The 26,020-nt window shown below is 69.4% G+C and carries 23 protein-coding genes and 1 pseudogene; 22 read left to right on the top strand and 2 right to left on the bottom strand.

All coding sequences use genetic code 11. The annotated features are described in order from the left end of the window. The first annotated feature begins 56 nt into the window (after nucleotides 1-56). From mftE to ABTV10_RS19475, 9 genes are all read left to right on the top strand, one after another. The gene (mftE, locus tag ABTV10_RS19515) at nucleotides 57-737 is read left to right on the top strand and encodes a mycofactocin biosynthesis peptidyl-dipeptidase MftE (protein ID WP_433606654.1); all 681 of its coding nucleotides are present in this window, start codon (nucleotides 57-59) and stop codon (nucleotides 735-737) included. 73 nt (nucleotides 738-810) lie between these two features. Continuing rightward, nucleotides 811-2,208, top strand: coding sequence for a mycofactocin biosynthesis glycosyltransferase MftF (gene mftF / locus ABTV10_RS19510; protein ID WP_499029506.1), 1,398 nt, complete (start codon nucleotides 811-813; stop codon nucleotides 2,206-2,208). Between the two features lie 2 nt (nucleotides 2,209-2,210). After that, nucleotides 2,211-3,698 carry a mycofactocin dehydrogenase MftG gene (gene mftG / locus ABTV10_RS19505; protein ID WP_499029503.1) on the top strand — a complete coding sequence of 496 codons (1,488 nt, stop codon included), beginning with the start codon at nucleotides 2,211-2,213 and terminating at the stop codon, nucleotides 3,696-3,698. A gap of 62 nt (nucleotides 3,699-3,760) precedes the next feature. Beyond that, on the top strand, nucleotides 3,761-5,071 hold the full coding sequence (locus ABTV10_RS19500; protein ID WP_433606646.1) for a GAF domain-containing protein: 1,311 nt from the start codon (nucleotides 3,761-3,763) through the stop codon (nucleotides 5,069-5,071). 73 nt (nucleotides 5,072-5,144) lie between these two features. Beyond that, nucleotides 5,145-5,699: a hypothetical protein gene (locus tag ABTV10_RS19495; protein WP_499029501.1), complete on the top strand. Its 555-nt coding sequence runs from the start codon at nucleotides 5,145-5,147 to the stop codon at nucleotides 5,697-5,699. 72 nt (nucleotides 5,700-5,771) lie between these two features. Further along, complete coding sequence (locus tag ABTV10_RS19490) at nucleotides 5,772-6,431, top strand: YoaK family protein (RefSeq protein ID WP_433606642.1); 660 nt, start codon at nucleotides 5,772-5,774, stop codon at nucleotides 6,429-6,431. Between the two features lie 116 nt (nucleotides 6,432-6,547). Next, on the top strand, nucleotides 6,548-7,870 hold the full coding sequence (locus ABTV10_RS19485; RefSeq protein WP_433606640.1) for an MFS transporter: 1,323 nt from the start codon (nucleotides 6,548-6,550) through the stop codon (nucleotides 7,868-7,870). 162 nt (nucleotides 7,871-8,032) lie between these two features. Continuing rightward, on the top strand, nucleotides 8,033-9,688 hold the full coding sequence (locus tag ABTV10_RS19480) for an AMP-binding protein (protein WP_433606638.1): 1,656 nt from the start codon (nucleotides 8,033-8,035) through the stop codon (nucleotides 9,686-9,688). Nucleotides 9,689-9,700: 12 nt separating this feature from the next. Continuing rightward, the gene (locus tag ABTV10_RS19475) at nucleotides 9,701-11,347 is read left to right on the top strand and encodes a sigma-54-dependent Fis family transcriptional regulator (protein ID WP_499029498.1); all 1,647 of its coding nucleotides are present in this window, start codon (nucleotides 9,701-9,703) and stop codon (nucleotides 11,345-11,347) included. Between the two features lie 61 nt (nucleotides 11,348-11,408). Here ABTV10_RS19475 and ABTV10_RS19470 read toward each other — a convergent pair whose 3' ends face one another. Next, nucleotides 11,409-11,720 carry a hypothetical protein gene (locus ABTV10_RS19470; RefSeq protein WP_433606636.1) on the bottom strand — a complete coding sequence of 104 codons (312 nt, stop codon included), beginning with the start codon at nucleotides 11,718-11,720 and terminating at the stop codon, nucleotides 11,409-11,411. Between the two features lie 165 nt (nucleotides 11,721-11,885). Here ABTV10_RS19470 and ABTV10_RS19465 point away from each other — a divergent pair, with 165 nt between their 5' ends. From ABTV10_RS19465 to ABTV10_RS19455, 3 genes are all read left to right on the top strand, one after another. After that, complete coding sequence (locus ABTV10_RS19465) at nucleotides 11,886-13,385, top strand: aldehyde dehydrogenase family protein (protein WP_433606634.1); 1,500 nt, start codon at nucleotides 11,886-11,888, stop codon at nucleotides 13,383-13,385. A 38-nt stretch (nucleotides 13,386-13,423) separates the two neighbouring features. Further along, nucleotides 13,424-14,536: an NDMA-dependent alcohol dehydrogenase gene (locus tag ABTV10_RS19460; RefSeq protein ID WP_433606632.1), complete on the top strand. Its 1,113-nt coding sequence runs from the start codon at nucleotides 13,424-13,426 to the stop codon at nucleotides 14,534-14,536. 117 nt (nucleotides 14,537-14,653) lie between these two features. Then, nucleotides 14,654-14,917 carry a GlsB/YeaQ/YmgE family stress response membrane protein gene (locus tag ABTV10_RS19455; RefSeq protein ID WP_433606630.1) on the top strand — a complete coding sequence of 88 codons (264 nt, stop codon included), beginning with the start codon at nucleotides 14,654-14,656 and terminating at the stop codon, nucleotides 14,915-14,917. An 18-nt stretch (nucleotides 14,918-14,935) separates the two neighbouring features. Here the strand turns inward: ABTV10_RS19455 and ABTV10_RS19450 are convergent, their stop codons facing one another. After that, nucleotides 14,936-15,592: an SACE_7040 family transcriptional regulator gene (locus ABTV10_RS19450; RefSeq protein ID WP_499029494.1), complete on the bottom strand. Its 657-nt coding sequence runs from the start codon at nucleotides 15,590-15,592 to the stop codon at nucleotides 14,936-14,938. A 191-nt stretch (nucleotides 15,593-15,783) separates the two neighbouring features. On the opposite strand from ABTV10_RS19450, the pseudogene ABTV10_RS19445 reads away from it, so the two are divergent. The 10 genes and pseudogenes from ABTV10_RS19445 to ABTV10_RS19400 all read left to right on the top strand — a co-directional run. Beyond that, nucleotides 15,784-17,295, top strand: a pseudogene (locus ABTV10_RS19445) (carboxyl transferase domain-containing protein); the annotation flags it as partial. An 8-nt stretch (nucleotides 17,296-17,303) separates the two neighbouring features. Beyond that, nucleotides 17,304-19,337, top strand: a complete 2,034-nt coding sequence (locus ABTV10_RS19440) for an acetyl/propionyl/methylcrotonyl-CoA carboxylase subunit alpha (RefSeq protein WP_433606626.1) — start codon at nucleotides 17,304-17,306, stop codon at nucleotides 19,335-19,337. Further along, entirely contained in the window at nucleotides 19,334-20,503 is a 1,170-nt protein-coding gene (locus tag ABTV10_RS19435) for an acyl-CoA dehydrogenase family protein (protein WP_433606624.1), read from the top strand. Before ABTV10_RS19440 ends, ABTV10_RS19435 begins: the two co-directional genes overlap by 4 nt. 2 nt (nucleotides 20,504-20,505) lie before the next feature. Beyond that, a complete protein-coding gene (locus tag ABTV10_RS19430) occupies nucleotides 20,506-20,973 on the top strand; it encodes a MaoC family dehydratase (RefSeq protein ID WP_280758848.1) in 468 nt (155 codons plus the stop codon). After that, complete coding sequence (locus ABTV10_RS19425) at nucleotides 20,970-21,827, top strand: HpcH/HpaI aldolase/citrate lyase family protein (protein WP_433606622.1); 858 nt, start codon at nucleotides 20,970-20,972, stop codon at nucleotides 21,825-21,827. The genes ABTV10_RS19430 and ABTV10_RS19425 overlap by 4 nt, the downstream gene beginning before the upstream one ends. Next, on the top strand, nucleotides 21,828-22,574 hold the full coding sequence (locus ABTV10_RS19420) for a CoA transferase subunit A (RefSeq protein ID WP_433606620.1): 747 nt from the start codon (nucleotides 21,828-21,830) through the stop codon (nucleotides 22,572-22,574). Next, nucleotides 22,571-23,224: a CoA transferase subunit B gene (locus ABTV10_RS19415; protein ID WP_433606618.1), complete on the top strand. Its 654-nt coding sequence runs from the start codon at nucleotides 22,571-22,573 to the stop codon at nucleotides 23,222-23,224. The genes ABTV10_RS19420 and ABTV10_RS19415 overlap by 4 nt, the downstream gene beginning before the upstream one ends. Further along, nucleotides 23,217-24,410 (top strand): acetyl-CoA C-acetyltransferase, encoded by a 1,194-nt coding sequence (locus ABTV10_RS19410; RefSeq protein WP_433606615.1) that lies wholly within the window; start codon nucleotides 23,217-23,219, stop codon nucleotides 24,408-24,410. Before ABTV10_RS19415 ends, ABTV10_RS19410 begins: the two co-directional genes overlap by 8 nt. Before the next feature lie 312 nt (nucleotides 24,411-24,722). Further along, nucleotides 24,723-25,478 carry a FadR/GntR family transcriptional regulator gene (locus tag ABTV10_RS19405; RefSeq protein ID WP_433606612.1) on the top strand — a complete coding sequence of 252 codons (756 nt, stop codon included), beginning with the start codon at nucleotides 24,723-24,725 and terminating at the stop codon, nucleotides 25,476-25,478. Nucleotides 25,479-25,547: 69 nt separating this feature from the next. Further along, on the top strand, nucleotides 25,548-25,739 hold the full coding sequence (locus tag ABTV10_RS19400) for a pyridoxamine 5'-phosphate oxidase family protein (protein WP_499029489.1): 192 nt from the start codon (nucleotides 25,548-25,550) through the stop codon (nucleotides 25,737-25,739). The last annotated feature ends 281 nt before the right edge of the window (nucleotides 25,740-26,020 follow it).

The following is a 26,020-nucleotide window of genomic DNA, read 5'->3' as shown; positions in this document are numbered from 1 at the left end:
CACTGTGCCAGTGCTGCGTTCGCTGCGACGGCCTGCTCCTCGCATACGATCGACCGATGCATCTCGCCCGCACCCCCTGGCCGGACGTGCCGCGCGACTACCTCACCGTCGCCGTCCCGGTCGGCTCGCTCGAGCAGCACGGCCCGCACCTGCCGCTGGACACCGACACCCGGATCGCGTCGGCGGTCGCACGTGCCCTGCCGGGGGTCACGTGCGCACCGGCGATCGAGTACGGCGCGAGCGGCGAGCACGAGGGGTTCGCCGGCACCATCTCACTCGGCACCGCCGCGCTCGAGCTGCTGCTCGTCGAGTACGGCCGGTCGGCGTGCCGGTGGGCGCGGCGGGTCGTGTTCGTCAACGGGCACGGCGGCAACGGTCCGGCGCTGGTGAAGGCGGTAGAGCTGCTGCGATACGAGGGCCGCGACGTCGCCTGGCTGCCGTGTGCGGTGCCCGGTGCCGATGCGCATGCCGGTCGGACCGAAACATCCCTGCTGCTCCACCTTTCACCCGACGACGTCGCGATGGACCGGGCCGAGCGGGGCAACACGACGCCGATCGCGGAGTTGATGCCGCAGCTGCGGGCCGGCGGCATGCTCGCGGCCACCGCGAACGGGATCCTCGGCGATCCCACGGATGCGTCGGCCGAGGAGGGCCGCACGTTGTTCGATGCCCTGGTGGAACGCTCCCGGAAGGCGGTCTCCGGCTGGACGCCGCGGCCCGACGGGCGACTCCTGTGACGTCTGTGGTGAAACGTCCGGGTTTTTTGGGGCAAGTTCTGCCCAACGCCCGATTCGCCCTTACCATCGTCTGATGCACGAGCCGCGACTGCCCGACGGGTTCGGGATCCGCATCGATCCCACGGTGCGCGCCTACTCCGGCGGCCGGGTCCTCATCGGTGGCTCGCCCATGCGGATGCTCAAACTTGCTCCGGCCGCGGCCGAGATGATCGGCGACGGCTACCTCGAGGTGGTGGATTCCCAGACGGCCGTCGTCGCGCGCCGACTGCTCGACTCCGGGATCGCGAATCCGCGGCCGATGAGCACGCCGTCCCCGAGTGACGTCACGGTGGTGGTGCCGCTCCGCGACAACGTCGCGGGCATCGCGCGACTGGTCCCCGCGCTGCGCGGTCTCCAGGTCATCGTCGTCGACGACGGATCGACCGTCCCGCTCGAGCTGCCCGACCTGTCCGGCGCCGCCGCGCACGTGACGCTCCTGCGACACGAGCGGTCCCGTGGCCCCGCCGCGGCCCGTAACACCGGATTCCGTGCTGCGAAAACACCTTTCGTTGCGTTCCTGGACTCGGACGTGGTTCCGCGGACGGGATGGCTCGAACGGATGCTCGGGCATTTCAGCGACCCGGCGGTGGCGCTGGTGGCGCCGCGCATCGTCGCCCTCGAACCGGAGGGTGCCGCGCTCGCCCGCTACGAGCACACCCGGTCGTCACTCGACCTCGGCCGCAAGGAGGCCGCGGTCCGTTCGGGCAGCCCGGTGTCGTACGTGCCGAGCGCGGCGATGCTGCTGCGCCGCGACGTGCTGGTGGAGACCGGGGGATTCGACGAGTCGATGCACGTCGCCGAGGACGTCGACCTGTGCTGGCGGCTGCAGGAGGCGGGCTGGCGTCTGCGCTACGAGCCGGTCGCCCACGTCGCGCACGACCATCGCGTCTCGTTCGGCAAGTGGTTCACCCGCAAGATGTTCTACGGCACCGGGGCGGCCCCGCTCGCGGCCCGGCACGACGGCATGGTCCCGCCCGTCGCGATGTCGAAGTGGACGCTGATGGCCGTCCTCGCCGCCGCGAGCTGCACGCGGATCGGCCTCCTGTCGAGCCTCGCGACGTTCCTGGTCACGGTGCTGCGCCTGCGCCGCACGTTCGCCGACCTCGACCAGCCGACCCGGATCGCCACGGCCCTGGCTGCGCGCGGTTTCGGCAACGGCGCCTGGCAGCTCGCGTCGGCCATGTGCCGCTCGTACTGGCCGATCACGCTGCTCGTGATGCTGGTGTCCCGTCGTATCAGAAGGCTCCTGCTGGCGATCGCGGTCGCCGAGGGCGTCGTCGACTGGGCGACGCACCGGGAGCCGGGCGGTCTGGGGCCGGTGCGGCACACCGCGTTCAAGCGCCTCGACGACGTCGCGTACGGGGCGGGCCTGTGGCAGGGCGCGATCCGCGCCCGGGATCTGCGGGCACTCGAACCGCGCATCGGTAACTGACCGTGGCGTCGGCCGCGGGGACACCGGAGTTCCCGGAATCCGCCGATGTCGTCGTGGTGGGCGGCGGCTCGTGCGGGAGCGTCCTGGCCGGGCGACTCAGTGAGGACCCGAACCGGGACGTCGTGCTCGTCGAATCCGGGCCTGGGCATCGAATTCCGGCGGAGTTCCCGCCCGAACTGGTCGACGCGGGTGTCCTGCCGGTGGGGCCGGACAGCCGCTGGATCTGGCCCTACCCGGTGGAGCTGACGAGCGGCCGGGCCGGGTGGATCGCCCGGGGCCGCGTGCTCGGCGGGTCGGGCGCCGTCAACGGCGGCTACTTCGTACGGGCGCAGGTGGAGGATTTCGACCACTGGCCGGCGGCGTGGTCGTACGAGCATGTGCTGCCGTTCTTCCGGGAGATCGAGACCGACGCGGACTTCACCGGACCGTGGCACGGGGCGAACGGCCCGATTCCGGTCCGGCGCGATCCGCCGGACCGGTGGCATCCCGTCAGTGCCGCGTTCGCCGATGTCGCGCACGCCGCCGGGCATCCCGACGACCCGGACAAGAATGCCCCCGGCTCGCACGGCATCGGGCCCGTGCCGTTGAACATCCGGGACGGTGCCCGGGTGGGACCCGCGTCGGCCTACCTGCTGCCGAACCTCGGCCGCCGGAATCTCACCGTCCGGTCCGACACCACCGTCACCCGCGTCCTCTTCTCCGGTGCGCGGGTGGTGGGACTCGAGGTGGCTACCGATTCCGACGTGCGCATGATCCGCACGTCGACGGTGGTCCTCACCGCCGGTGCCGTCGCGACGCCGCACCTGCTGATGCTCTCCGGTGTCGGCGACGCCGGGCACCTGTCGCAGTTGGGCATCCCGGTGGTCGCGGACCTGCCGGCGGTGGGCGCGGAGTTTTCCGATCACCCGGAAGTCGTGGTGCCGTACGAGTATCGCCAGTCGGTCGCCCGCACCCGGCAGACGCCGGCGCTGCAGGTGACACTCAACACCGACGACATCGAGATGCGTCCCTACACAGCGTCGTTCGGAGACCTCATCCCCGGATCGGGCATCGGAAAGCCGTGCCTGGGGGTCGTCCTGATGAAGCCGCGAAGCCGCGGGGAGATCCGACTCGTCTCGGCCGACCCGGCCGACGCGCCGCAGGTGTCGTATCGCTACCTCGAGTCGGCCGAGGACCGCCAGGCGCTGCGCGAGGCGGTGACGCATGCCGCCGACCTCATGCACATGGGACCGATGCGCCGACTGCTCGAGCCGGAGCCGATCGAGATGTCCGACGGCTGGCTGGCCGATCACCTCGGCACCTCGCTGCACCTGTCGGGCAGTTGCCGGATGGGTTCCGACGCGGACTCGTCGGTGGTCGACGACCGGTGCCGAGTGCACGGTCTCGACGGGCTGTTCGTCGTGGACACATCGATCCTGCCGTCCGTTCCCAGTCGCGGACCGCACGCCACGGCAGTCATGGTGGCTGAACGTGCCAGTACCTTCCTCTGAAAGCGTTACAGTTGGCGCGACTTTGAGGTGACAGGCGGGATTGGTGCGGGATGGAGGCGCCGATGGCACAGCGTGAACCCGGACCGCCGCGCAATCCGTGGATTGCGGTGCGTCCGGGCGATGACGTCGGTGTGCTCGCCGAGCGCACCTCCTGGGCCCATCAGCGATTCGTCGAGTCGGCGCAGACCGACACGGAGACGGTGCGCGACGTCGTCCACGCATCGTGGGTGCGCAGTCGCGGAAACGGGGTGAGCCCCGACCTCGTCGACGACGAGGTGGTGCTCGACGGCAGGGCGCTCGAAGAGTACCGCGCCGCGCATCCGCTCGCAGCGATCCGCCCGGTCGTCCGGAAGCTGCTCGTCGAGGACGCGGCCGACACCGGTCTGCTCGTCGCGATGAGCGACGCCAACGGTCGATTGTTGTGGATCGAGGGCGACTCCTCCGCCAAGGACCGTGCCCTGGACATCAACTTCGTCGAGGGGTCGGACTGGAGCGAGGACCGCGTGGGCACCAACGCCCCCGGCACTGCGCTCGCGCTCGACCACAGCGTCCAGATCTTCGCGGCCGAGCACTTCAATCGCGCCATGCACGCGTGGAGTTGTTCGGCGGCGCCGGTGCACGATCCGACCACCGGGCGGATTATCGGCGCTCTCGACATCACCGGCGGACCCCGAGTCGCGGTGCCCGAGGCGCTCGCCCTCGTCCGGGCGACGGCCGTCGCCGTCGAGACGGAACTCCGACTGCAGGCGCTCGCGTCCCCCCGGCCGGTGACGACGTCGACCCCGCGTCTCGAGGTCCTGGGATCGCAGCGCCCGGCGTTGGTGGTCGACGGCGAGCGGCACGAACTGCCGCGGCGGCACGCGGAAATCCTGTTGCTGCTGGCGGAGCACCCGGAGGGGCTGGGGGCGGACCATCTCGCGGTGCTGCTCGACGAGGTGGAACTCGACGCGGTCACGGTCCGCGCCGAGATGTCGAGGTTGCGCAAGGTGTTCGGGGCGCACCGGCTGGGGTCGCGGCCGTACCGGCTGCTCACCCCGCTCGACTCCGACGTCGGCGAGGTGCGGTCGTACCTCGACCGCGGGGATGTCTCGTCGGCGCTGCGGATGTACGACGGGCCGGTCCTGGCCGGGTCGGAGGCGCCCGGTGTCGCGGAGGTCCGAGACGATCTCCGCGCGCGCATGCGGGCGACGGTGCTGCGGGCCGGGGACACGCGTCTGCTGGCGACGTGGACCAACTCCATCCACGGCCGCCAGGACCTGGCGGCGTGGGCGGCGTACCTGCTGACACTCGACCCGGCCTCGGCGCTGCACGCGCAGGTCGAGGCGCACGTGCGCCTGCTCGACCGCCGCTTCGGCGGGGGCGCGTGGCGTTAGCTGGCGTCCCCGGCCCGGATCGCCGAGCTGTAGGTTCTCGAGGGACACGTTTCGAGAACACGAGGAGTACACGATGGCCTTCGCGGGCAACGTCGACGAACTGGCACTGCTGCAGACGATCCGTTTGAAGGGGCAGGTGACGACCGACGTCCTCGCCGCCCAGCTCGGGGTGGCCGCCGCGTCCGCCGAGGCGGCACGCGACGCGCTGCTCGCGCAGGGCAAGGCGGAGGCGACCGGCGACGGCTCTTTCGCGCTCACCGACGCCGGGATCGCCGAACTCGGTGACCAGCTCGACGCCGAGCGCGTCTCGATCGACGAGGACTCGATCGCCGAGATCCACGAGCGCTTCCTCGAGCTCGACGGTCCGGTGCGGGACCTCGTCGCCGGCGGTGACGTCGACGCGGACGCGCTCGCCGCCCTCGACAAGCGGGCCCAGGATGTGCTCGACGACGTCTCCGCGTTCGTCCCGCGCCTGTCGCGCTACCAGGACCTGTTCGCGGAGGCGTTGCGGAAGGTGAAGGCAGGTGAGGCGGAGTGGGCCGCCGCTCCCGGGATCGCGTCGTACGCCACCGTGTGGGGCGAGATCGCGCGCGAACTGAGCGGCGCCTGCGGCCTCGACGAGGAATAGCCCGCGGCCTGTCACGGTGAGCACCCGCCACCGGTTCGCGGTGGTGGGTGCTCGCAGGACTATCGTCCAGACATGGTGCTCCACTATCCCAGACGCATCGCGGTCGTTGCCGTATTCCTTTCCGCCCTGGCGGGATTCGTCGACGCGATGGGGTTCATCACGCTCGGTGGATACTTCGTGTCCTTCATGAGTGGAAACTCCACGAAGCTTGCGGTCTCGGTGGCCGACGGGCTCGTCGGGACGGCGTTTACCGGTGCCGGGATCGTCGCGCTGTTCGTGGTGGGTGTGATGGCTGGATCCTTCACCGGCCGCACCACAGGACGCCACCATCGTCCGGCGGTCCTGGCGCTGGTCACGGCACTCCTCGTCCTCGCCGCGGCGGGCCACCTGCTGGGTGCCACCCCCGTCGCCATCGCGCTGATGGTGCTCGCGATGGGCGCGGAGAACTCCACCTTCGAGCGGGAGGGCGAAGTCAGTATCAGCCTCACCTACATGACCGGCACCCTCGTGAAGATGGGGCAGCGCCTGGTCACCGCGCTCACCGGTGGTGAGCGCTGGGGATGGGTCCGACACTTCCTGTTGTGGCTGGCGATGATCGTGGGCGCCGCTCTCGGGGCGACCGCCTACCGATTCCTCGGGTTGAACGCGCTGTGGCCGGCCGCGCTCTGGGGCGCGGTACTCGCAGTGGTCCTCGCCCGGACACCACCCCCCGTCCTGACGGGATGGGGGTGACCGGCATCACCTTCACCCCCATCCGGGGGTAGCTGGCACGTGAGCCAGGTCACTACCTTTCCTCGCAGTCGCTGACGCCAATCGGGGCGTCACGCACGGCTCGAGAAGAGGGATCCATGACGACTGTGTCGCCATCGTTCGACTCGGCGACCGCCACCTCCCCGCGCACCAGCGTGCGCAGGGTGGCCATCGCGAGTTGTATCGGAACGACGATCGAGTTCTACGACTTCTTCATCTACGGAACCGCCGCCGCACTGGTCTTCCCGACGGTCTTCTTCCCGGCGCTCGGTTCCACCGCCGGCACCGTCGCGTCCTTCGCGACCTTCGCGGTGGCATTCATCGCGCGGCCGGTAGGCGCAATGTTGTTCGGGCACTACGGCGACCGGATCGGTCGTAAGAAGACCCTCGTCTCGACCCTCCTGTTGATGGGCATCTCGACCCTCCTCATCGGACTGCTCCCGGGTGCGGAGACGATCGGGGTCGCGGCGCCGATCATCCTCGTGCTGCTCCGCTTCGGCCAAGGCTTCGCCGTCGGCGGCGAATGGGCGGGCGCGACCCTGCTCACCGCCGAGTACGCGCCGCCGGGCAAGCGCGGGCTCTACGCGATGTTCCCGCAGTTGGGACCGGCCATCGCGTTCGTGCTGTCGAGTAGCACGTTCATCATCACGGGTGCGATCTTCGGTGACGCCAACGAGACGTTCCTCAGCTGGGGCTGGCGAGTGCCGTTCGTGTTCTCCATCGTCCTCGTCGCCATCGGGCTGTACATGCGCCTGGCCATCGAGGAAACCCCGGTGTTCCGGGCGCAGCAGGCCGACGCCGCCGCATCCGGTCCCCGCACGCTGCCGTTCCTCGACGCGTGGCGGTACCAGACCAAGGAGATCCTGCTCTCGGGCGGCGCACTCGCGACGCTGTTCGCGCTCTTCTACATGGGCACCGCGTTCCTCACCAGCTACGGCACCAAGACCCTCGGCTTCAGTCGCCCGTTCGTGCTGGCAGTCGGCATCGTCGCGGCAGTCGTCTTCGGCGGCGCCATCGTCGTCTCGGCGCTGTACTCCGACCGGATCGGCCGCCGCCGCGTCATCATGATCTCCTGTGTCCTCGCGGTGGGATGGGCCCTCGTGCTGTTCCCGCTGCTCGACACCGGTTCCGCGGTCGCCTTCGTGGTCGGGATGTGCATCACGCTCGCCATCTTCGGTATGGCCTACGGGCCGTGCGGGGCGCTCCTGCCGGAGATGTTCCACACCCGCTACCGCTACACCGGCGCCGGGCTCGGCTACAACCTCGCCGGCGTTCTCGGCGGCGCGATCCCGCCGCTGATCGCGGCACCGCTGGCCTCGTCCTACGGCAGCTTCGCGATCGGCCTGATGCTCGCGGCGCTCGGTGTCGTCAGCTTCGTGTGCACCAAGGCGCTGGTCGAGACGAAGGACCGCGCGCTCTGATTCCGTTCCCGTCCGGGTGGGGGTGTTCGAACACTGAACAGTTGTCGACACCCCCGACCGGCGACTATGTCCTACATCACACTCGTGCGAGTACGTTGGGGAGGCCCGCACCGACGGGTTTCTCCCATGGGTGCCGGGGTCGGCGCCTGGAGAGGAAACGCGATGACCACAACCGCTTCGCTGCACGGATCCCTACCGAGCTACGCCTCGGGAACGTGGGATGCGCCCATGCTGGGCGACACCATCGGTGACAACTTCGACCGGACGGTCGCCGCGCACGGTGCGCGGGACGCGTTGATCGATCGGGGTTCGGGGCGTCGGTGGACCTACAGCGAGTTGGCCGCGGACGTCGATGCGGTCGCGGCCGGGTTGCTCGGGGTCGGGATCGGCAAGGGTGACCGGGTCGGGATCTGGGCGCCGAACTGCGCGGAGTGGACGATGGTCCAGTACGCGACGGCGAAGATCGGCGCGATCCTGGTCAACATCAACCCCGCGTACCGGTCGCACGAGTTGCAGTACGTGCTCGATCAGGCCGGGATCGGGATGCTGATCGCCGCGCCGTCGTTCAAGACGTCCGACTACGCGGCGATGATCGAGCAGGTGCGGCCCGAGTGCGCCGCCCTCGAGCACGTGCTGCTGCTGGGCACGCCGGGGTGGGACGCGTTGGTCGCCGACGGCCGCGCGGCGCTGGCGGACGACCGTGCGCCGCTGGCGCGGGCGCAGGCCGCGCTCTCGGCGGACGATCCGATCAACATCCAGTACACGTCGGGGACAACGGGTTTCCCGAAGGGTGCGACGCTCAGTCACCACAACATCCTCAACAACGGCTATTTCGTCGGCGAGTTGTGCGGATACACCGAGCGCGACCGGGTGTGTATTCCGGTGCCGTTCTACCACTGCTTCGGGATGGTGATGGGCAACCTCGCGTGTACCAGTCACGGGGCGGCGATGGTGATTCCCGGACCGGCGTTCGACCCGGCCGCGACCCTGGCGGCGGTGCAGGCCGAGCGGTGCACGTCGCTGTACGGGGTGCCGACGATGTTCATCGCGGAGCTGGCCGACCCGGGTTTCGAGACGTACGACCTGTCGAGTCTGCGGACCGGGATCATGGCCGGCTCCCCGTGTCCGGTGGAGGTGATGAAGCAGGTCATCGAGCGGATGGGGATGGCGGAGGTGTCGATCTGTTACGGGATGACCGAGACGTCGCCGGTGTCGCTGCAGACCCGCCGCGACGACAGCATCGACCAGCGCGTGTCGACGGTCGGTCAGGTCGGCCCGCACCTCGAGGTGAAGATCGTCGATCCCGCGACCGGGTTGACGGTGCCGCGCGGGGAGCCCGGCGAGCTGTGCACCCGCGGGTACTCGGTGATGCTCGGCTACTGGGACAACCCGGACAAGACGGCCGAGGCGATCGATGCGGCGCGGTGGATGCACACCGGTGACATCGGGGTGATGGACGGCGACGGGTACGTCGCGATCACCGGCCGGATCAAGGACATGGTGATCCGCGGCGGCGAGAACGTCTACCCACGCGAGATCGAGGAGTTCCTCTACACCCACCCCGACGTCCTCGACGCCCAGGTGATCGGCGTCCCGGACGCGAAGTACGGGGAGGAACTGATGGTGTGGATCCGGCTGCGCGAGGGCGCGCAGCCACTCGATGCGGATTCGTTGCGCGCGTTCTGCACCGGAAAGCTGGCGCACTACAAGATCCCCCGCTACGTCCACCTGGTCGACGAGTTCCCGATGACGGTCACCGGCAAGATCCGCAAGGTCGACATGCGGGAGATGTCGCTCGAACTGATCGATCGCGCCTGATCGGAGGGAGTAGTGGCGGTGGTGCACGCGTTGCGGCCGGAAATCGAATTGTCCTGGAGGCGTTCACAGCTCAGCGGCATCGACCCGGCGCGCGTGCCGGAGCCGACGCTGCTCGATCCGTCGGACTCGGCCGGGCGGCTGCTCAGGGCCGCCCGGCCGGTGCTCGACGAGTTGCGGGTACAGCTGTCCGGTACCGGGTGCGGCATCCTGCTCGTCGACCGTGACTGTCGCGTCGTGTCACGGGTGTTCGATTCCGCTGCCATGAAGGCTGCGATGGAAGGCGTCGGCGTGCTGCCCGGTGTCGCGCTCTCCGAGGAGACGTACGGCACCAACGCCCTCGGAACGCCGCTCGAGGTGCGTCAGGGCATCGTCGTCCATCGCGACGAGCACTTCCTCGAGTCGTTCCGGCAGTTCAGCTGTTACGGCCAACCGATCGTGCACCCGGTCACGCGCCGGATCGAGGGCATCCTCGACATCACAGCGACGGAGAAGACGGCGAATCCGCTGTTCGTGCCCTTCCTCGCGCGGGCGGTCCGGGACATCGAGGCTCGACTTCTCGAGGGCGCGCGGGAATCGGACCGACGCGTGGTGGATGCCTTCCAGATCGCCGCCCGGCAGCGTGGTGTCGCCGTGGCCGCGATGGGTCAGGACATCATGCTCACGAACAAGGCGGCGGTGGAACTGCTCGACCCGAGCGATCATGTGGCGTTGCGCGCGCTCGCGGCCGACGTCCCCGCCGGCGAGTCGCGCAGCCTGGACTTCGCGCTGTCCGGTGGCGGGTGCACCGGGCTGCGCATCGACCGGGTGGCCGGCGCCGAGAGTGGTGCGCTTTTCCTGCTGGACGTCGACGAGACTCGGCCCCCCGTGCGGCGCAGGGCCACGCCGCAGGACGCGACCTCGCGGCTACGTGCCCGGCTGCACGAGTTGCGCTCCAGTCCGGGCGCCCTCGCGATCGTCGGGGAACCGGGCAGCGGGCGAAGCTGGGCCGCAAGGGAGTTCGCGGCGGGGGCGATCGTGGTGGTGGACGCCGCGCACATTGTGGCGGAGGGGGAGCGGGACTGGTGTGCCCGGTTGCTCGCGCACGCCGAGACCCAACCCGAGCATGTCCTGATCGAACACGTCCATCTCGCTCCGGAACCGGTGGTCGCGCTGTTGGCGTCGTTCGCCGCGCGCGCCGACGGACCCCGGCCGGTGTTCACCTCCGACCCGCTCGACGCGGTCCGACCGGCCGTGCGGGACCTGCTCGCGCGCTGCGGCGCACAGGTCACGGTTCCCGCTCTGCGGCAGCGGATCCGGGAGCTTCCGGCGCTCGCCGACGCCCTCGCCGCGGAGGTCGGCCGGGGTGGACTGCGGATCGGCCCCAGTGCACTGACCGCGCTGTCCGAGCACACGTGGCCGGGTAATCTCGTCGAACTGCGCGCGGTGCTCGCCGGCCTTCCCGACCGGGGCGGGGCGGCAATCCGGGTCGAGGACCTGCCCGAGGAGTACCGCGCGCCCGGGCGGGTGGCCCGACTGGGCGGCCGTGAACGCGCGGAGCGGGACGCGATCATCGAGGCACTTCAGGAGAGTCGCGGCAACAAGGTGCACGCCGCGGCGCGACTCGGCATCAGTCGCACCACGCTGTACAGCCGGATCCGGGCCCTCGACATCACCGTGTGAGCAGTCGGGTGCGGCCGGCGGACTGAACCGCCGACCGCACGCGGCTCGCGAAACCTGCAGGCTAGCTGCCGAACTGGCTGAGCACGCCGTTCAGAGCGTCACGGAAGAAGTCCTCGATGCTACCGAGCCCGGGAACCACGGCCGCATCCTCGGTGATTGCCACCCGCACGGGCTGGCCGACGACCTGGTAGGCGGTGTCGCCGATCTCCTTGCACTTGGTGAACACCCAGTACTCGCCCCGGGCCAGCGCCGCCGAGGTTCCCGTACCCGAGGCGCCGGTGAGAACCTGGTCCTTCGCCATGTCCGGGCCCGTGAGGGCGTATTCGCCGACCTTGGTGGTCCTGTCGAAGACGTTGGCGTCGCCGCGGTACACGTAGCCCTCGCAGTAGTTTGGACACCTCGCTGCCCCAGGTGTGGCGGCGGTGTGCTGTTCGCGGGCATTTCGGCCAGCTGTCCAGAGCTTGAACAGTTGACGACCGCCAGCCCGGAGCACGATGGCTGTGTTGCACATCACACGTCGTCTCCAGGAGGTTCGGGCATGACTCTCGTTGCCGAGCAGTCCATTTCGCCGCGGGTTCGCGAGTTTCTCACCGGCACGAAGCAGCTGTACATCGGGGGTGAGTTCGTCGACGCGGCTTCCGGTCGCACGTTCGTCACGCATGATCCGGCGACCGGCGATCGCCTCGCCGACGTCGCGCACGGCGAGGCCGTCGACATCGACCGCGCCGTCCAGGCCGCGCGCCGTGCGTTCGACGAGGGCCCGTGGGCCACGATGAAGCCGAACGAGCGTGAGCGCCTCATCTGGAAGGTCGGTGACCTGCTCACCGAGCGTGCCGCCGAGTTCGGTCAGCTCGAGGCGCTCGACAACGGTAAGTCTGCGGCCATCGCGTCCGCCGTCGACGTCGCGTGGGCGGCCGACGTCTTCCGCTACTACGCCGGGTGGGCCACCAAGATCGAGGGCAGCACCGTCAACGTGTCGATGCCGTTCGCGCCGGGCGGCGAATTCCACGCCTACACGCTCCGCGAGCCCATCGGGGTGTGCGGGCTGATCGTGCCGTGGAACTTCCCGCTGCTCATGGCGTCCTGGAAGCTCGCGCCAGCCCTCGCTGCCGGTAACACCGTCATCCTCAAGCCGGCCGAGCAGACGCCGCTCACCGCGATCATGCTCGCCGAGATCTTCGAGGAGGCAGGGTTCCCGCCCGGCGTGGTCAACATCGTGCCCGGCTTCGGCGACGCCGGTGCCGCGCTGTCCGGGCACGACGACGTCGACAAGGTCGCGTTCACCGGTTCCACCGAGGTCGGCAAGAAGATCGTCGACGCCGCCAGGGGCAATCTGAAGAAGGTCAGCCTCGAGCTGGGCGGCAAGAGCCCCAACATCGTGTTCGCGGACGCCGATTTCGATGCGGCCGTGCAGGGTTCGCTCAACGCCTGGCTTTTCAACCACGGTCAGTGCTGTGTCGCCGGCACCCGCCTGTACGTCGAGAACAGCATCTTCGAGCGCTTCACGGAGGCGGTCGCCGATGCCGCGAGCAAGGTCAAGATCGGCCCCGGGCTGGACCCGACAACCGAACTCGGCCCGCTCGTGTCGCAGGAACAGTTCGACCGGGTCACGGGGTATCTGCGCGACGGACTTGCCGACGGAGCCCGGGCGCTCACCGGCGGCAAGCGCTGGGGCGAGACGGGCTACTTCGTCGAGCCGACCGTGCTGGTCGACGTCAAGCCCGACTTCAGCGTTGTCCGCGAGGAGATCTTCGGTCCCGTCGTCGCGGCCCTGCCGTTCGACGCGGACGAGGGCATCGTCACCGCCGCCAACGACTCCATCTACGGTCTGGCCGCCGGTGTCTGGACCCGGGACATCTCCAAGGCGCACCGCACGGCCCGTCGGCTGAAGGCCGGTTCGGTGTGGGTCAACCAGTACAACGGCTTCGACACCGCAATGCCGTTCGGCGGCTACAAGCAGTCCGGCTGGGGTCGCGAACTCGGTGCCTCCGGCATCGACGCGTTCACCCAGACCAAGGCCGTCAACGTCGCCCTCTGACATTCCCGCTCGCACTCTCGAACCCCGAAGGAGAACCCATGAAGACCAAGGCTGCTGTTCTGCTCGAGCCCGGAAAGCCGTTCGAGATCATGGAACTCGACCTGGACGGTCCAGGCCCCGGCGAGGTGCTGATCAAGTACACCGCGGCGGGACTGTGCCACTCGGATCTGCATCTGACGGACGGTGATCTGCCGCCCCGCTATCCGATCGTCGGCGGACACGAGGGCTCCGGCATCATCGAGGAGGTCGGCCCCGGCGTCACCAAGGTGAAGCCCGGCGACCACGTCGTGTGCAGTTTCATCCCCAACTGTGGAACGTGCCGGTACTGCGCCACCGGCCGACAGAACCTGTGCGACATGGGCGCGACCATCCTGGAGGGCTCGATGCCCGACGGGACGTTCCGATTCCATTCCGGGGGAACCGACTTCGGTGCCATGTGCATGCTCGGCACGTTCGCCGAGCGGGCGACGATCTCGCAGCACTCCGTCGTCAAGGTCGACGACTGGCTTCCCCTCGAGACCGCGGTGCTCGTCGGCTGCGGTGTCCCGTCGGGCTGGGGGACCGCGGTCTACTCCGGTGGGGTCCGTGCCGGCGACATCACCGTCATCTACGGCATCGGCGGGCTGGGTATCAATGCCGTGCAGGGTGCGGTGCAGGCCGGCGCCCGGTACGTGGTCGTGGTCGACCCGGTGGCGTTCAAGCGCGAGACCGCGCTGAAGTTCGGTGCCACCCACGCCTACGCCACGGCGGAGGAGGCCGCGGTGAAGGTCAACGAGCTGAGCTGGGGTCAGGGCGCCGATCAGGCCCTCATTCTGGTCGGCACCGTCGACGAGGAGGTGGTCGCGGCGGCGACCGCCGTGATCGGCAAGGGCGGCACCGTCGTCATCACCGGCCTCGCCGATCCGGCGAAGCTGACCGTGCACGTGTCGGGCGCCGACCTGACGCTCAACGAGAAGACCATCAAGGGCACGCTGTTCGGATCGGCCAACCCGCAGTACGACATCGTCCGACTGCTGCGCATGTACGACCAGGGCGAGCTGAAGCTCGACGAGCTCGTCACCACCCGCTACTCCCTCGAGGATGTCAACCAGGGTTACGAGGACCTGCGCAACGGCACGAACATCCGCGGCGTCATCGTGCACGGAGGATGACGGACTCGCTCCCGCAACGATCTGCGTGATATTCCGCCCTGGTTCGACGGAAACCGTACCGTCGAACCAGGGCGGAAGTGTCTCCGCGCCGACGGGGGCGGACGGAAGGAGCCCCGCATGGGCGAGATCATCGGCACGATCATCTTCGGCGCCGTCATCGGCGTGATCGCGCGCCTGGTGATTCCGGGCAAACAGGCGATGGGGTGGATCATCACCGTCGTCATCGGCATCATCGGCGCCCTCCTGGGCTACTGGATCTGGGGCCTCATCAGCGACAAGGGCGACACTCCCGGTATCGACTGGTGGCGGTGGATCATCAGCATCGCGGTCGCGGCCGTGCTGACGCTCGCCTACACGTCGATCACCAGTCGGCGCACCTGACGCAGGAACCGGGCAGCGTCACCACGTCGTGCCCGGCGGCAGCGCGGCCAGTGCCATGCGCCGCAGCACCGCGCGGGTCGGATCCCCGTCCGCCTTCCCCTCGGCGGACGGGGACACCGCGCTGTACGGGGTGGAGTTGATGAGGCCGAAAGTCGCGTGCGCCGCGATCCGCGCGCGAGTCGCGTCCAGCGTCGGGTCCATCCGGCGCAGCACGTCCACCCAGATCTCGACGTACCGACGCTGGGTCTGCCGGACGCGGTGGCGCGCGTCGTCGGGCAGCGAGTGCAGGTCGCGGTCCTGGACGCGGATCAGGTCCGGCTCCCCGAGCGCGAAGTCGAGGTGGAAGTCGACGAGTTCCTCGAGCGCTGCGCCGGGGTCGGCGACCCGCTCCACCACGTCCGTGCCGCCGGCCAACAGGCGTTCACTGATGTCGGTGAGCAGTTCCACCAGCAGCGCGTCCTTGTTGGGGAAGTGCCGGTAGACGGCGGGCCCGCTGATGCCCACCGCGGCGCCGAGATCCTCGAGCCGCACTCCGGGGAAGCCGCGCTCGGCGACCAGACGTGCCGCGGCGCGCAGCAACTCCTGCCGCCGGTCGGCCTTCGCGCGGCTGCGGCGGCTGGCGGGCCGGTCGTCGTCGAGTCTCTGATCGCCCGGTCGGGCTCCGAGATCGGTCATGTGTCACGTTCCTGTGCAATGTGGTCTGGACAACTCAGTTAATCACAGATAACCTAACCTTCAGTTAGTCGAGATTAACTCACTCACCTCAGCGTATCGGGAACCTCCGGAAGGACGGTGCCGTGACAACCCCCAGCACCATCTCGTCGACCCCGCCGAAGTCTGCGAATCGGGAACAACACGTCGAACTCGTGGCAGACCTGCGCGAGCGGCTCGCGGCCGCGGCGCGTGGCGGCAGTGAACGCTCGCGTGAACGCCACGTCGCCCGCGGCAAACTGCTGCCGCGTGACCGCGTGAACGCGCTGCTCGACCCGGGCAGCCCGTTCCTCGAACTGGCGCCGCTCGCCGCCAACGGCATGTACGACGACGAATGCCCCGGCGCCGGCGTGATCGGTGGTGTCGGACGCGTCTCCGGGCGCGAGTGCGTGATCGTCGCCAACGACGCCACCGTCAAGGGCGGCACCTACTACCCGATGACGGTCAAGAAGCACCTGCGGGCGCAGGAGATCGCGCTGCAGAACAACCTGCCGTGCCTCTACCTGGTCGATTCCGGCGGCGCGTTCCTGCCGATGCAGGACGAGGTCTTCCCGGACCGCGAGCACTTCGGCCGTATCTTCTACAACCAGGCGACCATGAGCGCCAAGGGGATTCCGCAGATCGCCGCGGTCCTCGGCTCGTGCACCGCTGGCGGCGCGTACGTGCCGGCGATGAGCGACGAGGCCGTGATCGTCCGCAACCAGGGCACGATCTTCCTCGGCGGTCCGCCGCTGGTGAAGGCCGCGACCGGCGAGGTCGTCACGGCCGAGGAACTCGGTGGCGGCGACCTGCATTCGAAGGTCTCCGGTGTCACCGATCATCTCGCCGAGGACGACCGCGACGCGCTGCGCATCGTCCGGAACATCGTGTCGACCTTCGGTCCGCGGGCACCCCGGCCGTGGGACGTGGTCGAGACGGTGGCTCCGGCCGCGGACCAGGACGAGTTGTACGACATCGTCCCGACCGACCCGCGCATCCCGTACGACGTGCGTGAGGTGATTACGCGCTTGGTCGACGGGGGCGCCGGCGGTGCCCGCGATGGTTCCAGCTTCCAGGAGTTCAAGGCCGAGTACGGCAAGACGCTCGTCACCGGGTTCGCCCGCATCCACGGGCACCCGGTCGGCATCGTCGCCAACAACGGCGTGCTGTTCGCCGAGTCGGCGATGAAGGGCGCTCACTTCATCGAACTGTGCGACAAGCGCAGCATCCCGCTGCTGTTCCTGCAGAACATCACTGGCTTCATGGTCGGCCGTGAGTACGAGGCCGGCGGCATCGCCAAGCACGGCGCCAAGATGGTCACCGCCGTTGCGTGCGCCCGGGTGCCGAAGCTGACGGTCGTGATCGGCGGCTCGTACGGTGCGGGCAACTACTCGATGTGCGGCCGCGCCTACTCGCCGCGGTTCCTGTGGATGTGGCCCAACGCGCGTATCTCCGTCATGGGCGGCGAGCAGGCCGCGTCGGTGCTCGGCGCGGTCGGGTCCGGGAAGGATCCCGATGCGATCCGTGCGCAGTACGAGGCGCAGGGCAATCCGTACTACTCGACCGCTCGGCTGTGGGACGACGGTGTGATCGACCCCGCCGACACCAGAACCGTTGTCGGACTGGCCCTGTCGGCGTGCGCGAACGCGCCGCTCGAGCCGGTCTCCTACGGCGTCTTCCGGATGTGAGGGCATACATGACTACGCAGTTCGATACCGTCCTCGTCGCCAACCGCGGCGAGATCGCGGTCCGCGTCATCCGCACGTTGCGCACCATGGGCATCCGCTCGGTCGCGGTCTACAGCGAGGCCGACGCCGGCGCCCGCCACGTTCGCGAGGCCGACACCGCGGTGCTGCTCGGTCCCGCCGCCGCGCGGGAGAGCTACCTCGACATCGACCGGGTCCTCGATGCCGCGAAGCGCACGGGCGCGCAGGCTATCCACCCCGGCTACGGATTCCTCTCCGAGAACACCGCGTTCGCGGCCGCCTGCGCGGCCGCCGGCGTCGTCTTCCTGGGCCCGTCCGCGCGGGCCATCGAGGTGATGGGCGACAAGATCACCGCGAAGAACGCGGTCGCCGCGTTCGACGTCCCGGTGGTGCCGGGCATCGCGAAGCCGGGGCTGTCGGATGCCGAACTGATCGCCGCGGCCGACGAGATCGGCTACCCGGTGCTCGTCAAGCCGTCCGCCGGTGGCGGCGGCAAGGGCATGCGGCTGGTCGAGGATCCGGCGGACCTGCCGGGCGCGTTGGTCAGTGCGCGCCGCGAGGCCGGGTCGGCCTTCGGTGACGACACCCTGTTCCTCGAGCGGTTCGTGCTGCGGCCCCGGCACATCGAGGTGCAGATCCTCGCCGACGGCCACGGCAACGTCGTGCATCTCGGCGAACGTGAGTGCAGCCTGCAGCGCCGGCACCAGAAGGTGATCGAGGAGGCGCCGTCGCCGCTGCTCGACGCCGCGACCCGGGCACGGATCGGTGCCGCCGCGTGCGATACCGCCCGCAGCGTCGACTACACCGGCGCCGGCACCGTCGAGTTCATCGTGTCCGCGGATCGGCCCGACGAGTTCTTCTTCATGGAGATGAACACCCGCCTGCAGGTGGAGCACCCGGTCACCGAGATGGTGACGGGACTCGACCTCGTCGAGTGGCAGGTGCGGATCGCGGCCGGGGAGCCGCTCGGTTTCACCCAGGACGACATCACACTCACCGGGCACGCGATCGAGGCCCGCGTGTACGCCGAGGATCCGGCCCGCGGCTTCCTGCCGACCGGCGGTCGGGTGCTCGGTCTCACCGACCCGGCCGGGGTCGGGGTGCGGGTCGACTCGGGCCTGCACGACGGCACGGTGGTCGGCAGCGACTACGACCCGATGCTGGCGAAGGTGATCGCGCACGGCGACGACCGTGCGGAGGCGCTGCGGCGCCTCGACCGCGCGCTCGCGGACACCGCTGTCCTCGGTGTCGTGACCAACGTCGACTTCCTCCGGTTCCTGCTCGCCGACGAGGACGTCCGCGCCGGACGCCTCGACACCGGCCTGCTGGACCGTCGGGTCTCCGACTTCCACGCGCCGGTGGTCGACGACGACGTGCTGATCGCCGCGGCCGCCCAGCACTGGCTCGGGTTGTGGCGCAGCGGTACCGGGAGCGGGGCCGACCCGTGGGACGTCCCCAGCGGATGGCGCGTCGGCGGCCGGGAACCGATCTCGCTGCGACTGCGCTGCGGCGACCGCACCGAGCACGTGCTCGTCACCGGCACCCCCGACGACGGTCTCGCCCGCATCGAGGGCGGCGAGAACCGCACGCTCACGGCGCGGCTCGACGCCGGCACCCTGACCGTCGTGGTCGACGGCCGGCACGACACCTTCCGTGTTGCGGAGGACGACGGAACGCTGTGGCTGGCCGGGGGTGGCGGCACGTGGATCGTCTCGCAGCTACGCGAGGCCAGCGTGCGCGGCGACGACGCCCACGCGGGTGACGCCGCGCTCACCAGCCCCATGCCCGGCACCGTCATCGCGGTGGCCGCGGCGTCCGGCGACACCGTCGACGCCGGGACCGCCGTCGTGGTCGTCGAGGCCATGAAGATGGAGCACACCCTGTCCGCACCGATCGCCGGCGTCGTCGAGGTCCTCGTCGCCGTCGGCGACCAGGTCAAGGTCGATCAACCCCTCGCGCGGGTCAGTCCCGCCACCGAATCCGAGCAGTCTTCCGAACTCGCACCGAAGGATGTCGCGTCATGACCGAGTACCTGTCCACCGCATCGCTGCCCGACGAGTACCAGCAGCTCGCAAAGACCGTCCGGGACTTCGCGCAGACCGTGGTCGCGCCGGTGTCCGCGGAACACGACGCCAACCACACGTTCCCGTACGAGGTGGTCGACGGCATGGCCGACATGGGCCTGTTCGGTCTGCCGTTCCCCGAGGAGTACGGCGGCATGGGCGGCGACTACTTCGCGCTGTGCCTCGCGCTCGAGGAACTGGGCAAGGTCGACCAGTCCGTCGCCATCACTCTCGAGGCCGGTGTCTCGCTCGGTGCGATGCCGGTGTACCGCTTCGGCAACGAGGAGCAGAAGCAGGAGTGGCTGCCACAGCTCACGAGCGGAAAGTCGTTGGCGGCGTTCGGTCTCACCGAACCCGGGGCCGGCAGCGACGCGGGCGGCACCCGCACCACCGCAAAGCTCGCCGACGGCGAGTGGGTCATCAACGGCAACAAGCAGTTCATCACCAACTCCGGCACGAACATCACCAAGCTCGTCACCGTCACCGCGGTCACCGGCGTCAAGGACAACGGCAAGAAGGAGATCTCCACGATCCTGGTGCCGACCTCCACCCCCGGGTTCACCGCCGAGCCGGCGTACAACAAGGTCGGCTGGAACGCCTCCGACACCCACCCGCTGACGTTCCAGGACGTGCGGGTCCCCGAGGCGAACCTGCTCGGCGAACGCGGCCGCGGCTACGCGAACTTCCTGCGCATCCTCGACGAGGGCCGCATCGCGATCGCGGCGCTGTCGGTTGGTGCCGCGCAGGGCTGCGTCGACGAGTCCGTCCGCTACGCGAAGGAACGCGAGGCGTTCGGACGCCCCATCGGGGCCAACCAGGCCATCGAATTCAAGATCGCGCGCATGGAGGCGCGGGCGCACGTCGCACGGACCGCGTACTACGACGCCGCCGCACTGATGCTGTCCGGCAAGCCGTTCAAGAAGCAGGCATCCATCGCGAAGCTCGTCGCCAGCGAGGCCGCGATGGACAATGCGCGCGATGCCACCCAGATCTTCGGTGGATACGGTTTCATGAACGAGTACCCGGTGGCCCGCCACTACCGCGACAGCAAGATCCTCGAGGTCGGTGAGGGCACCACCGAGGTCCAGTTGATGCTGATCGCCAGGGAACTGGGGGTGTCGGTGTGACGATGCGCAAGATCGTCCAGCGCGGGCTGTGGTTCGAGGAGTTCGAGACCGGGGTGGTGTACGCGCACCGGCCCGGGCGCACCATCACCGAGGCCGACAACGTCCTGTTCACGACGCTCACGATGAACACCCAGGCGCTGCACCTCGACGCCGCGTTCGCCGCCGAGACGCAGTTCGGGGAGCGGCTGGTGAATTCGATGTTCACGCTGTCCACCCTCGTCGGTCTGTCGGTGGCGCAACTGACGCAGGGCACCATCGTCGCGAATCTCGGCTTCTCCGAGATCGCGTTCCCCAAGCCGCTCTTCCACGGTGACACGCTGTACGCCGAGACGGTCGTGACCGACCTGCGCGAGTCCCGCAGTCGACCGGGGGAGGGCATCGTGACCTTCGAACACACCGGCCGCAACCAGCACGGCGACGTCGTGGCGACCGCAGTTCGCAAGACCCTGGTGCGGAAGAAGCCGGCATGAGCGACGCGCTGAACACCGAGAGCATCTGGGCCGGAACGGTTCCCGGATCGGCGTGGCTGTTCTGCCCGGCCGACCGCCCCGAACGCTTCGCGAAAGCCGCGGCGGCGGCCGACGTCGTCATCCTCGACCTCGAAGACGGCGTCGCGCCGGCGGACAAGGAGGCGGCCCGCCGGGCGCTGGTCGACGTCCCGCTGGACCCGGACCGCACGGTGGTGCGGGTGAACGCGCACGGCACCGACGACTATGCACTCGACTGCGCGGTGCTGGACCGCACGCCCTACACCGCGGTGATGCTGCCCAAGTGTGAATCCGTGGACCAGGTCCTCGATCTCGCGCCGCTGTCGGTGATCGCGCTCGTCGAGTCACCGCTCGGCGCACTGGCGATCGAGCAGGCGGTGCGCGCCGAGAACGCGGTCGGCGTCATGTGGGGCGCCGAGGACCTCGTCGCGGCCCTCGGCGGAGCGTCGAGCCGCCGCGCCGACGGCGGCTACCGGGACGTCGCCCGGCACGTCCGGTCGACCGCCCTGCTTGCCGCGAAGGCCCACGGCAGATTCGCGCTCGACTCGGTGTTCCTCGACATTCCGGATCTGACCGGGCTCGGTGAGGAATGCGAGGACGCCGTCGCGGTCGGGTTCGACGCCAAGGTCGCGATCCACCCGAGTCAGATCGATGTCATCCGGCGGGCGTATGCACCCACCGCGGAGCAGTTGGGTTGGGCCGAGCGGGTTCTCGCTGCGGCGACCCGAGAGCGCGGCGTCTTCGCGTTCGAGGGTCGCATGGTGGATTCACCGGTATTGCGACATGCGGAGGAGATAGTGCGGCGCAGCGGCGTCCGCAGCGAGGAGCGTGAGTAGATGAGCAAGCTGTGGAATTCGGCGGCGGAGGCCGTCGCGGACATTGCAGACGGATCGTCGTTGACGGTGGGCGGTTTCGGTCTGTGCGGCATCCCCACGGAGTTGATCGGCGCGTTGGCCGAGCGGGGTGTGTCGGGGCTCGAGGTGTTCTCCAACAACTGCGGTGTCGACGAGTGGGGTTTGGGGATCCTGTTGGCGGCCGGGCAGATCCGTCGGGTCACCGCGTCGTACGTGGGTGAGAACAAGGAGTTCGCGCGCCAGTACCTGTCGGGTGAGCTGGAGGTGGAGTTGACGCCGCAGGGCACCCTGGCCGAGCGGATGCGGGCCGGTGGTGCCGGGATCCCCGCGTTCTACACGCCGGCCGGTGTGGGGACCCCGGTCTCCGACGGCGGGCTGCCGTGGCGTTACCACGCGGACGGGTCGGTCGCGGTCGCGTCGCCGGCGAAGGAGACCCGCGAGTTCGGCGGCAAGACGTACGTGCTCGAGGAGTCGATCGTCGCCGACTTCGCGCTGGTGCACGCCGAGGTCGGGGACACCGAGGGCAATCTGGTGTTCAACAAGACCGCGATGAACTTCAACCCGCTCGCCGCGATGGCGGGGCGGGTGACGATCGCGCAGGTCGAGCAGTTGGTGGAGCCGGGCGAGATCGATCCGGGGCAGGTGCATCTGCCGGGGGTGTTCGTCCAGCGTGTGGTGCATACCGGGGTGCAGGAGAAGCGAATCGAGAAGCGGACGGTGTCGGCATGAGCTGGTCACGTGAGCAGATGGCCGCGCGCGCCGCGGCGGAGATGATCGACGGCGAGTACGTCAACCTGGGGATCGGGCTGCCGACCTTGATCCCGAACTACCTGCCCGAGGGGGTGAAGGTGGTGCTGCACTCGGAGAACGGCATCCTGGGCACCGGCCCCTACCCGAGCGACGATGCGGTCGATCCCGACCTGATCAACGCGGGCAAGGAGACGGTGACGGTGAACCCGGGTGCGGCGTTCTTCGATTCGGCGTTGTCGTTCGGCATGATTCGCGGCGGCCACATCGACACCGCGGTCCTCGGGGGCATGCAGGTCTCCCGGACCGGGGACCTGGCGAACTGGATGGTGCCGGGCAAGATGGTCAAGGGCATGGGCGGCGCCATGGATCTGGTGCACGGTGCCCGGCGCGTCATCGTGGTCATGGAACACACCGACCGCGATGGCGGCGCCAAGATCGTCGAGCAGTGCACGCTGCCCCTGACCGGTCAGGCCGTCGTGCAGCGGATCATCACCAACCTGGCCGTCATCGACGTCACCGACAGCGGGCTGGTGCTGCGGGAACTCGCACCCGACGTCACCGTCGAGCAGGTGCAGGCCGCGACCGGCGCCGAATTGATCGTCGACTTGGAGGAGCAAGCAAATGTCTAGTGCACCAACCTCTGTCATCGTTGCCGGGGCCCGGACCCCGGTCGGGCGACTGCTGGGAACCTTGAAGGATCTGTCGGGTTCGGACCTCGGCGGGGTCGCGATCAAGGGTGCGCTCGAGAAGGCCGGTGTCGCGCCGGAGCAGGTCGAGTACGTGATCATGGGGCAGGTCCTGACCGCCGGCGCGGGCCAGATGCCGGCCCGGCAGGCCGCGGTGGCGGCGGGCATCCCGATGAGCGTTCCCGCGCTCACGGTGAACAAGGTGTGCCTGTCGGGTATCGACGCGATCGCGCTGGCGGACCAGTTGATCCGGGCGGGCGAGTTCGACATCGTCGTCGCCGGCGGCCAGGAGTCGATGTCGCGGGCCCCGCACCTGCTCGAGAAGAGCCGCGAGGGCTTCAAGTACGGCGACGTCACCCTGCGCGACCACATGGCCTACGACGGGCTGCACGACATCTTCACCGATCAGCCGATGGGCAACCTCACCGAGTCCGAGAACAGGGACGCGCGGTTCGTCAGTCGCGAGGACCAGGACGCGTTCGCGGCGGCCTCGCATCAGCGGGCGGCCCGCGCGTGGAAGGACGGGCTGTTCGCCGACGAGGTGGTGCCGGTGACGATCCCGCAGCGCCGCGGCGAGCCCGTCGTCGTCGACACCGACGAGGGCGTGCGCGCGGACACCACCGTCGAGTCGCTGGCGAAGCTGCGTCCGGCGTTCGCGAAGGACGGTGCGATCACCGCCGGCACCGCGTCGCAGATCTCCGACGGCGCGGCCGCGGTCGTGGTGATGAGCAAGGCCAAGGCCGAGGCGTTGGGTCTCGAGTGGATCGCCGAGATCGGTGCCCACGGTGTGGTCGCCGGACCGGACTCGACGCTGCAGTCCCAGCCGGCGCGGGCGATCGCCCGTGCCTGCGAGCGTGAGGGGATCGACCCGACGGATCTGGACCTGGTCGAGATCAACGAGGCGTTCGCCGCCGTCGGCATCGTGTCGACCCGCGAGCTCGGCATCGACCCGGCGAAGGTCAACGTCAACGGCGGCGCCATCGCGATCGGGCACCCGCTCGGGATGTCCGGTGCCCGCATCGCGCTGCACCTGGCGCTCGAGCTGCGCCGTCGCGGCGGCGGTGTCGGCGCGGCCGCGCTGTGCGGCGGCGGCGGCCAGGGCGACGCACTCATCCTGCGGGTGCGGTGAGCCGGTCGTCTCACGAAGCCCGCACCTGCGCCGGCTTCGGGCCCACATCCGTGGGGGCTCGAAGCCGGCACCAGCGTCCCATTGACGCTGACGTCGCCCATCGCGATGCGACGTGCAGGCGCTGTCATCGGGCACGTTCAACTGCACAGCGACAGCCACTCGCTACCGGCCGGTAACATCGTTTCCGCTCGGGGGTGACGGTTGCCACCGACGGAATGGCCGTCGGAAGGGGAGGAAACAACTAAACCCTTGTACCCTTCATCGGTACGAGTCCGGGCGATCGTCGGGACCGGAGGCGAGGAGAGGGACAACGTGACGGTCGGATCGAAATCGACTGTGGTGCGGGTGCCCAAGGCCGGCGAGCTCGTGGCCGCGAACCTGCGTCGCCGGATCATCACCGGTGAACTCGGTGCCGGGGATCCCCTGCCGAACGAATCGGTCCTGATGGAACAGTTCGGGGTGTCGCGTCCCACGCTGCGCGAGGCGTTCCGGATCCTCGAGTCGGAGTCGATCATCACGGTGCTGCGCGGTGCGCGCGGCGGCGCCCGGGTGATGGCGCCGGACCCGTCGGTCGCGGCCCGGTACACCGGCCTGCTGCTGCAGTACAAGGGGACGCCGCTGGTCGACGTCTACCGTGCCCGCGCGTCGCTCGAGGTGACCGCGGTCGGTGTGCTCGCTGGACCGGGGCACTCCGAACAGCTGGACAAGCTCGCGGAGTCGATCGCGCGGGGCGCCGACCTGGTCGGCGACGCGGCCGCGTTCGCGCACCACGACGTCCAGCTGCACCAGAGCCTGGTCGACCTGGCCGGCAACGAGACGCTCTCGGTGCTCGCCGGGATGCTCGCGCACATCATCGACGCCCACAACTCGCTCTTCATCGCCTCTCACGGCGACGACCACGACCGACCGGCGGCTCGCGCCGCGCAGCGCGCCTACACGAAGCTGCTGGCCTACCTGCGCAGCGGCGACGCGGTCGAGGCGCAGAACTTCTGGCACAAGAATCTGGACGGGATCGAGAAGTACATGGTGGGGGACTCGGCGACGACACTCGTCGAAATTCTCTCCTGAGAGACGATCCTTCGAACCCGGCAGGCGGCCGCTGGTAGCGCCGATCTCGAGGAGCCCCCGTACGCCTTCGTGCAGATTCAGGGTGACGCCGTCCTGTCCACGGACCCCGACGAACTGGTGCGGGTGGCGACCGAGATCGGGCGCCGGTACATGGGCGACGAGCGGTCGGCCGAGTTCGGTCGGCGCAACGGAGTGCCCGGCGAGCTCGTGGTGAGGGTGCGTCCGACCAAGGTGATCGCGGCGCTCGACGTCACCGGATGAGTGCCCACTGCACCGGACGTAAATGGGTTCTGGCGGAACGACCCTGTAGATTGTTGCGGGTGCTCAGCCCAGGAAAACCGGTGATCGACCGCCGCACGTGACCGCCTCGGACAGACCGGGGCGCGGCGAGTGTGTTCGATCACGGTCCTCGTGGTTGACCGACTCTCCCTCATCTCGGTGACCGGCGTCAGCCGGTGTTCCCTGCTGTAACGAACCAGGTCCGATCAGCAGATATAACCCCGAGCGCGGGCCGTTCCGGTCGTTTGTTCCGGTCCTGCGGC

Source organism: Paraburkholderia sp. RHO2, from assembly GCF_050955445.1.
In the GTDB taxonomy this organism is placed as follows: Bacteria; Actinomycetota; Actinomycetes; order Mycobacteriales; family Mycobacteriaceae; genus Prescottella; species Prescottella agglutinans_A.
Note: the sequence above shows the minus strand (reverse complement) of the source record. Positions and strands in the feature narration are given on the sequence as shown.

What these genes read in the sequence shown, in the direction of transcription:
- mftE (WP_433606654.1), top strand. Translation starts at nt 57, where the DNA reads ATGCATCTCGCCCGCACCCCCTGGCCGGACGTGCCGCGCGACTACCTC.
- mftF (WP_499029506.1), top strand. Translation starts at nt 811, where the DNA reads ATGCACGAGCCGCGACTGCCCGACGGGTTCGGGATCCGCATCGATCCC.
- ABTV10_RS19500 (WP_433606646.1), top strand. Translation starts at nt 3,761, where the DNA reads ATGGCACAGCGTGAACCCGGACCGCCGCGCAATCCGTGGATTGCGGTG.
- ABTV10_RS19495 (WP_499029501.1), top strand. Translation starts at nt 5,145, where the DNA reads ATGGCCTTCGCGGGCAACGTCGACGAACTGGCACTGCTGCAGACGATC.
- ABTV10_RS19490 (WP_433606642.1), top strand. Translation starts at nt 5,772, where the DNA reads ATGGTGCTCCACTATCCCAGACGCATCGCGGTCGTTGCCGTATTCCTT.
- ABTV10_RS19485 (WP_433606640.1), top strand. Translation starts at nt 6,548, where the DNA reads ATGACGACTGTGTCGCCATCGTTCGACTCGGCGACCGCCACCTCCCCG.
- ABTV10_RS19480 (WP_433606638.1), top strand. Translation starts at nt 8,033, where the DNA reads ATGACCACAACCGCTTCGCTGCACGGATCCCTACCGAGCTACGCCTCG.
- ABTV10_RS19465 (WP_433606634.1), top strand. Translation starts at nt 11,886, where the DNA reads ATGACTCTCGTTGCCGAGCAGTCCATTTCGCCGCGGGTTCGCGAGTTT.
- ABTV10_RS19460 (WP_433606632.1), top strand. Translation starts at nt 13,424, where the DNA reads ATGAAGACCAAGGCTGCTGTTCTGCTCGAGCCCGGAAAGCCGTTCGAG.
- ABTV10_RS19455 (WP_433606630.1), top strand. Translation starts at nt 14,654, where the DNA reads ATGGGCGAGATCATCGGCACGATCATCTTCGGCGCCGTCATCGGCGTG.
- ABTV10_RS19450 (WP_499029494.1), bottom strand. Translation starts at nt 15,592, where the DNA reads ATGACCGATCTCGGAGCCCGACCGGGCGATCAGAGACTCGACGACGAC.
- ABTV10_RS19440 (WP_433606626.1), top strand. Translation starts at nt 17,304, where the DNA reads ATGACTACGCAGTTCGATACCGTCCTCGTCGCCAACCGCGGCGAGATC.
- ABTV10_RS19435 (WP_433606624.1), top strand. Translation starts at nt 19,334, where the DNA reads ATGACCGAGTACCTGTCCACCGCATCGCTGCCCGACGAGTACCAGCAG.
- ABTV10_RS19430 (WP_280758848.1), top strand. Translation starts at nt 20,506, where the DNA reads ATGCGCAAGATCGTCCAGCGCGGGCTGTGGTTCGAGGAGTTCGAGACC.
- ABTV10_RS19425 (WP_433606622.1), top strand. Translation starts at nt 20,970, where the DNA reads ATGAGCGACGCGCTGAACACCGAGAGCATCTGGGCCGGAACGGTTCCC.
- ABTV10_RS19420 (WP_433606620.1), top strand. Translation starts at nt 21,828, where the DNA reads ATGAGCAAGCTGTGGAATTCGGCGGCGGAGGCCGTCGCGGACATTGCA.
- ABTV10_RS19415 (WP_433606618.1), top strand. Translation starts at nt 22,571, where the DNA reads ATGAGCTGGTCACGTGAGCAGATGGCCGCGCGCGCCGCGGCGGAGATG.
- ABTV10_RS19410 (WP_433606615.1), top strand. Translation starts at nt 23,217, where the DNA reads ATGTCTAGTGCACCAACCTCTGTCATCGTTGCCGGGGCCCGGACCCCG.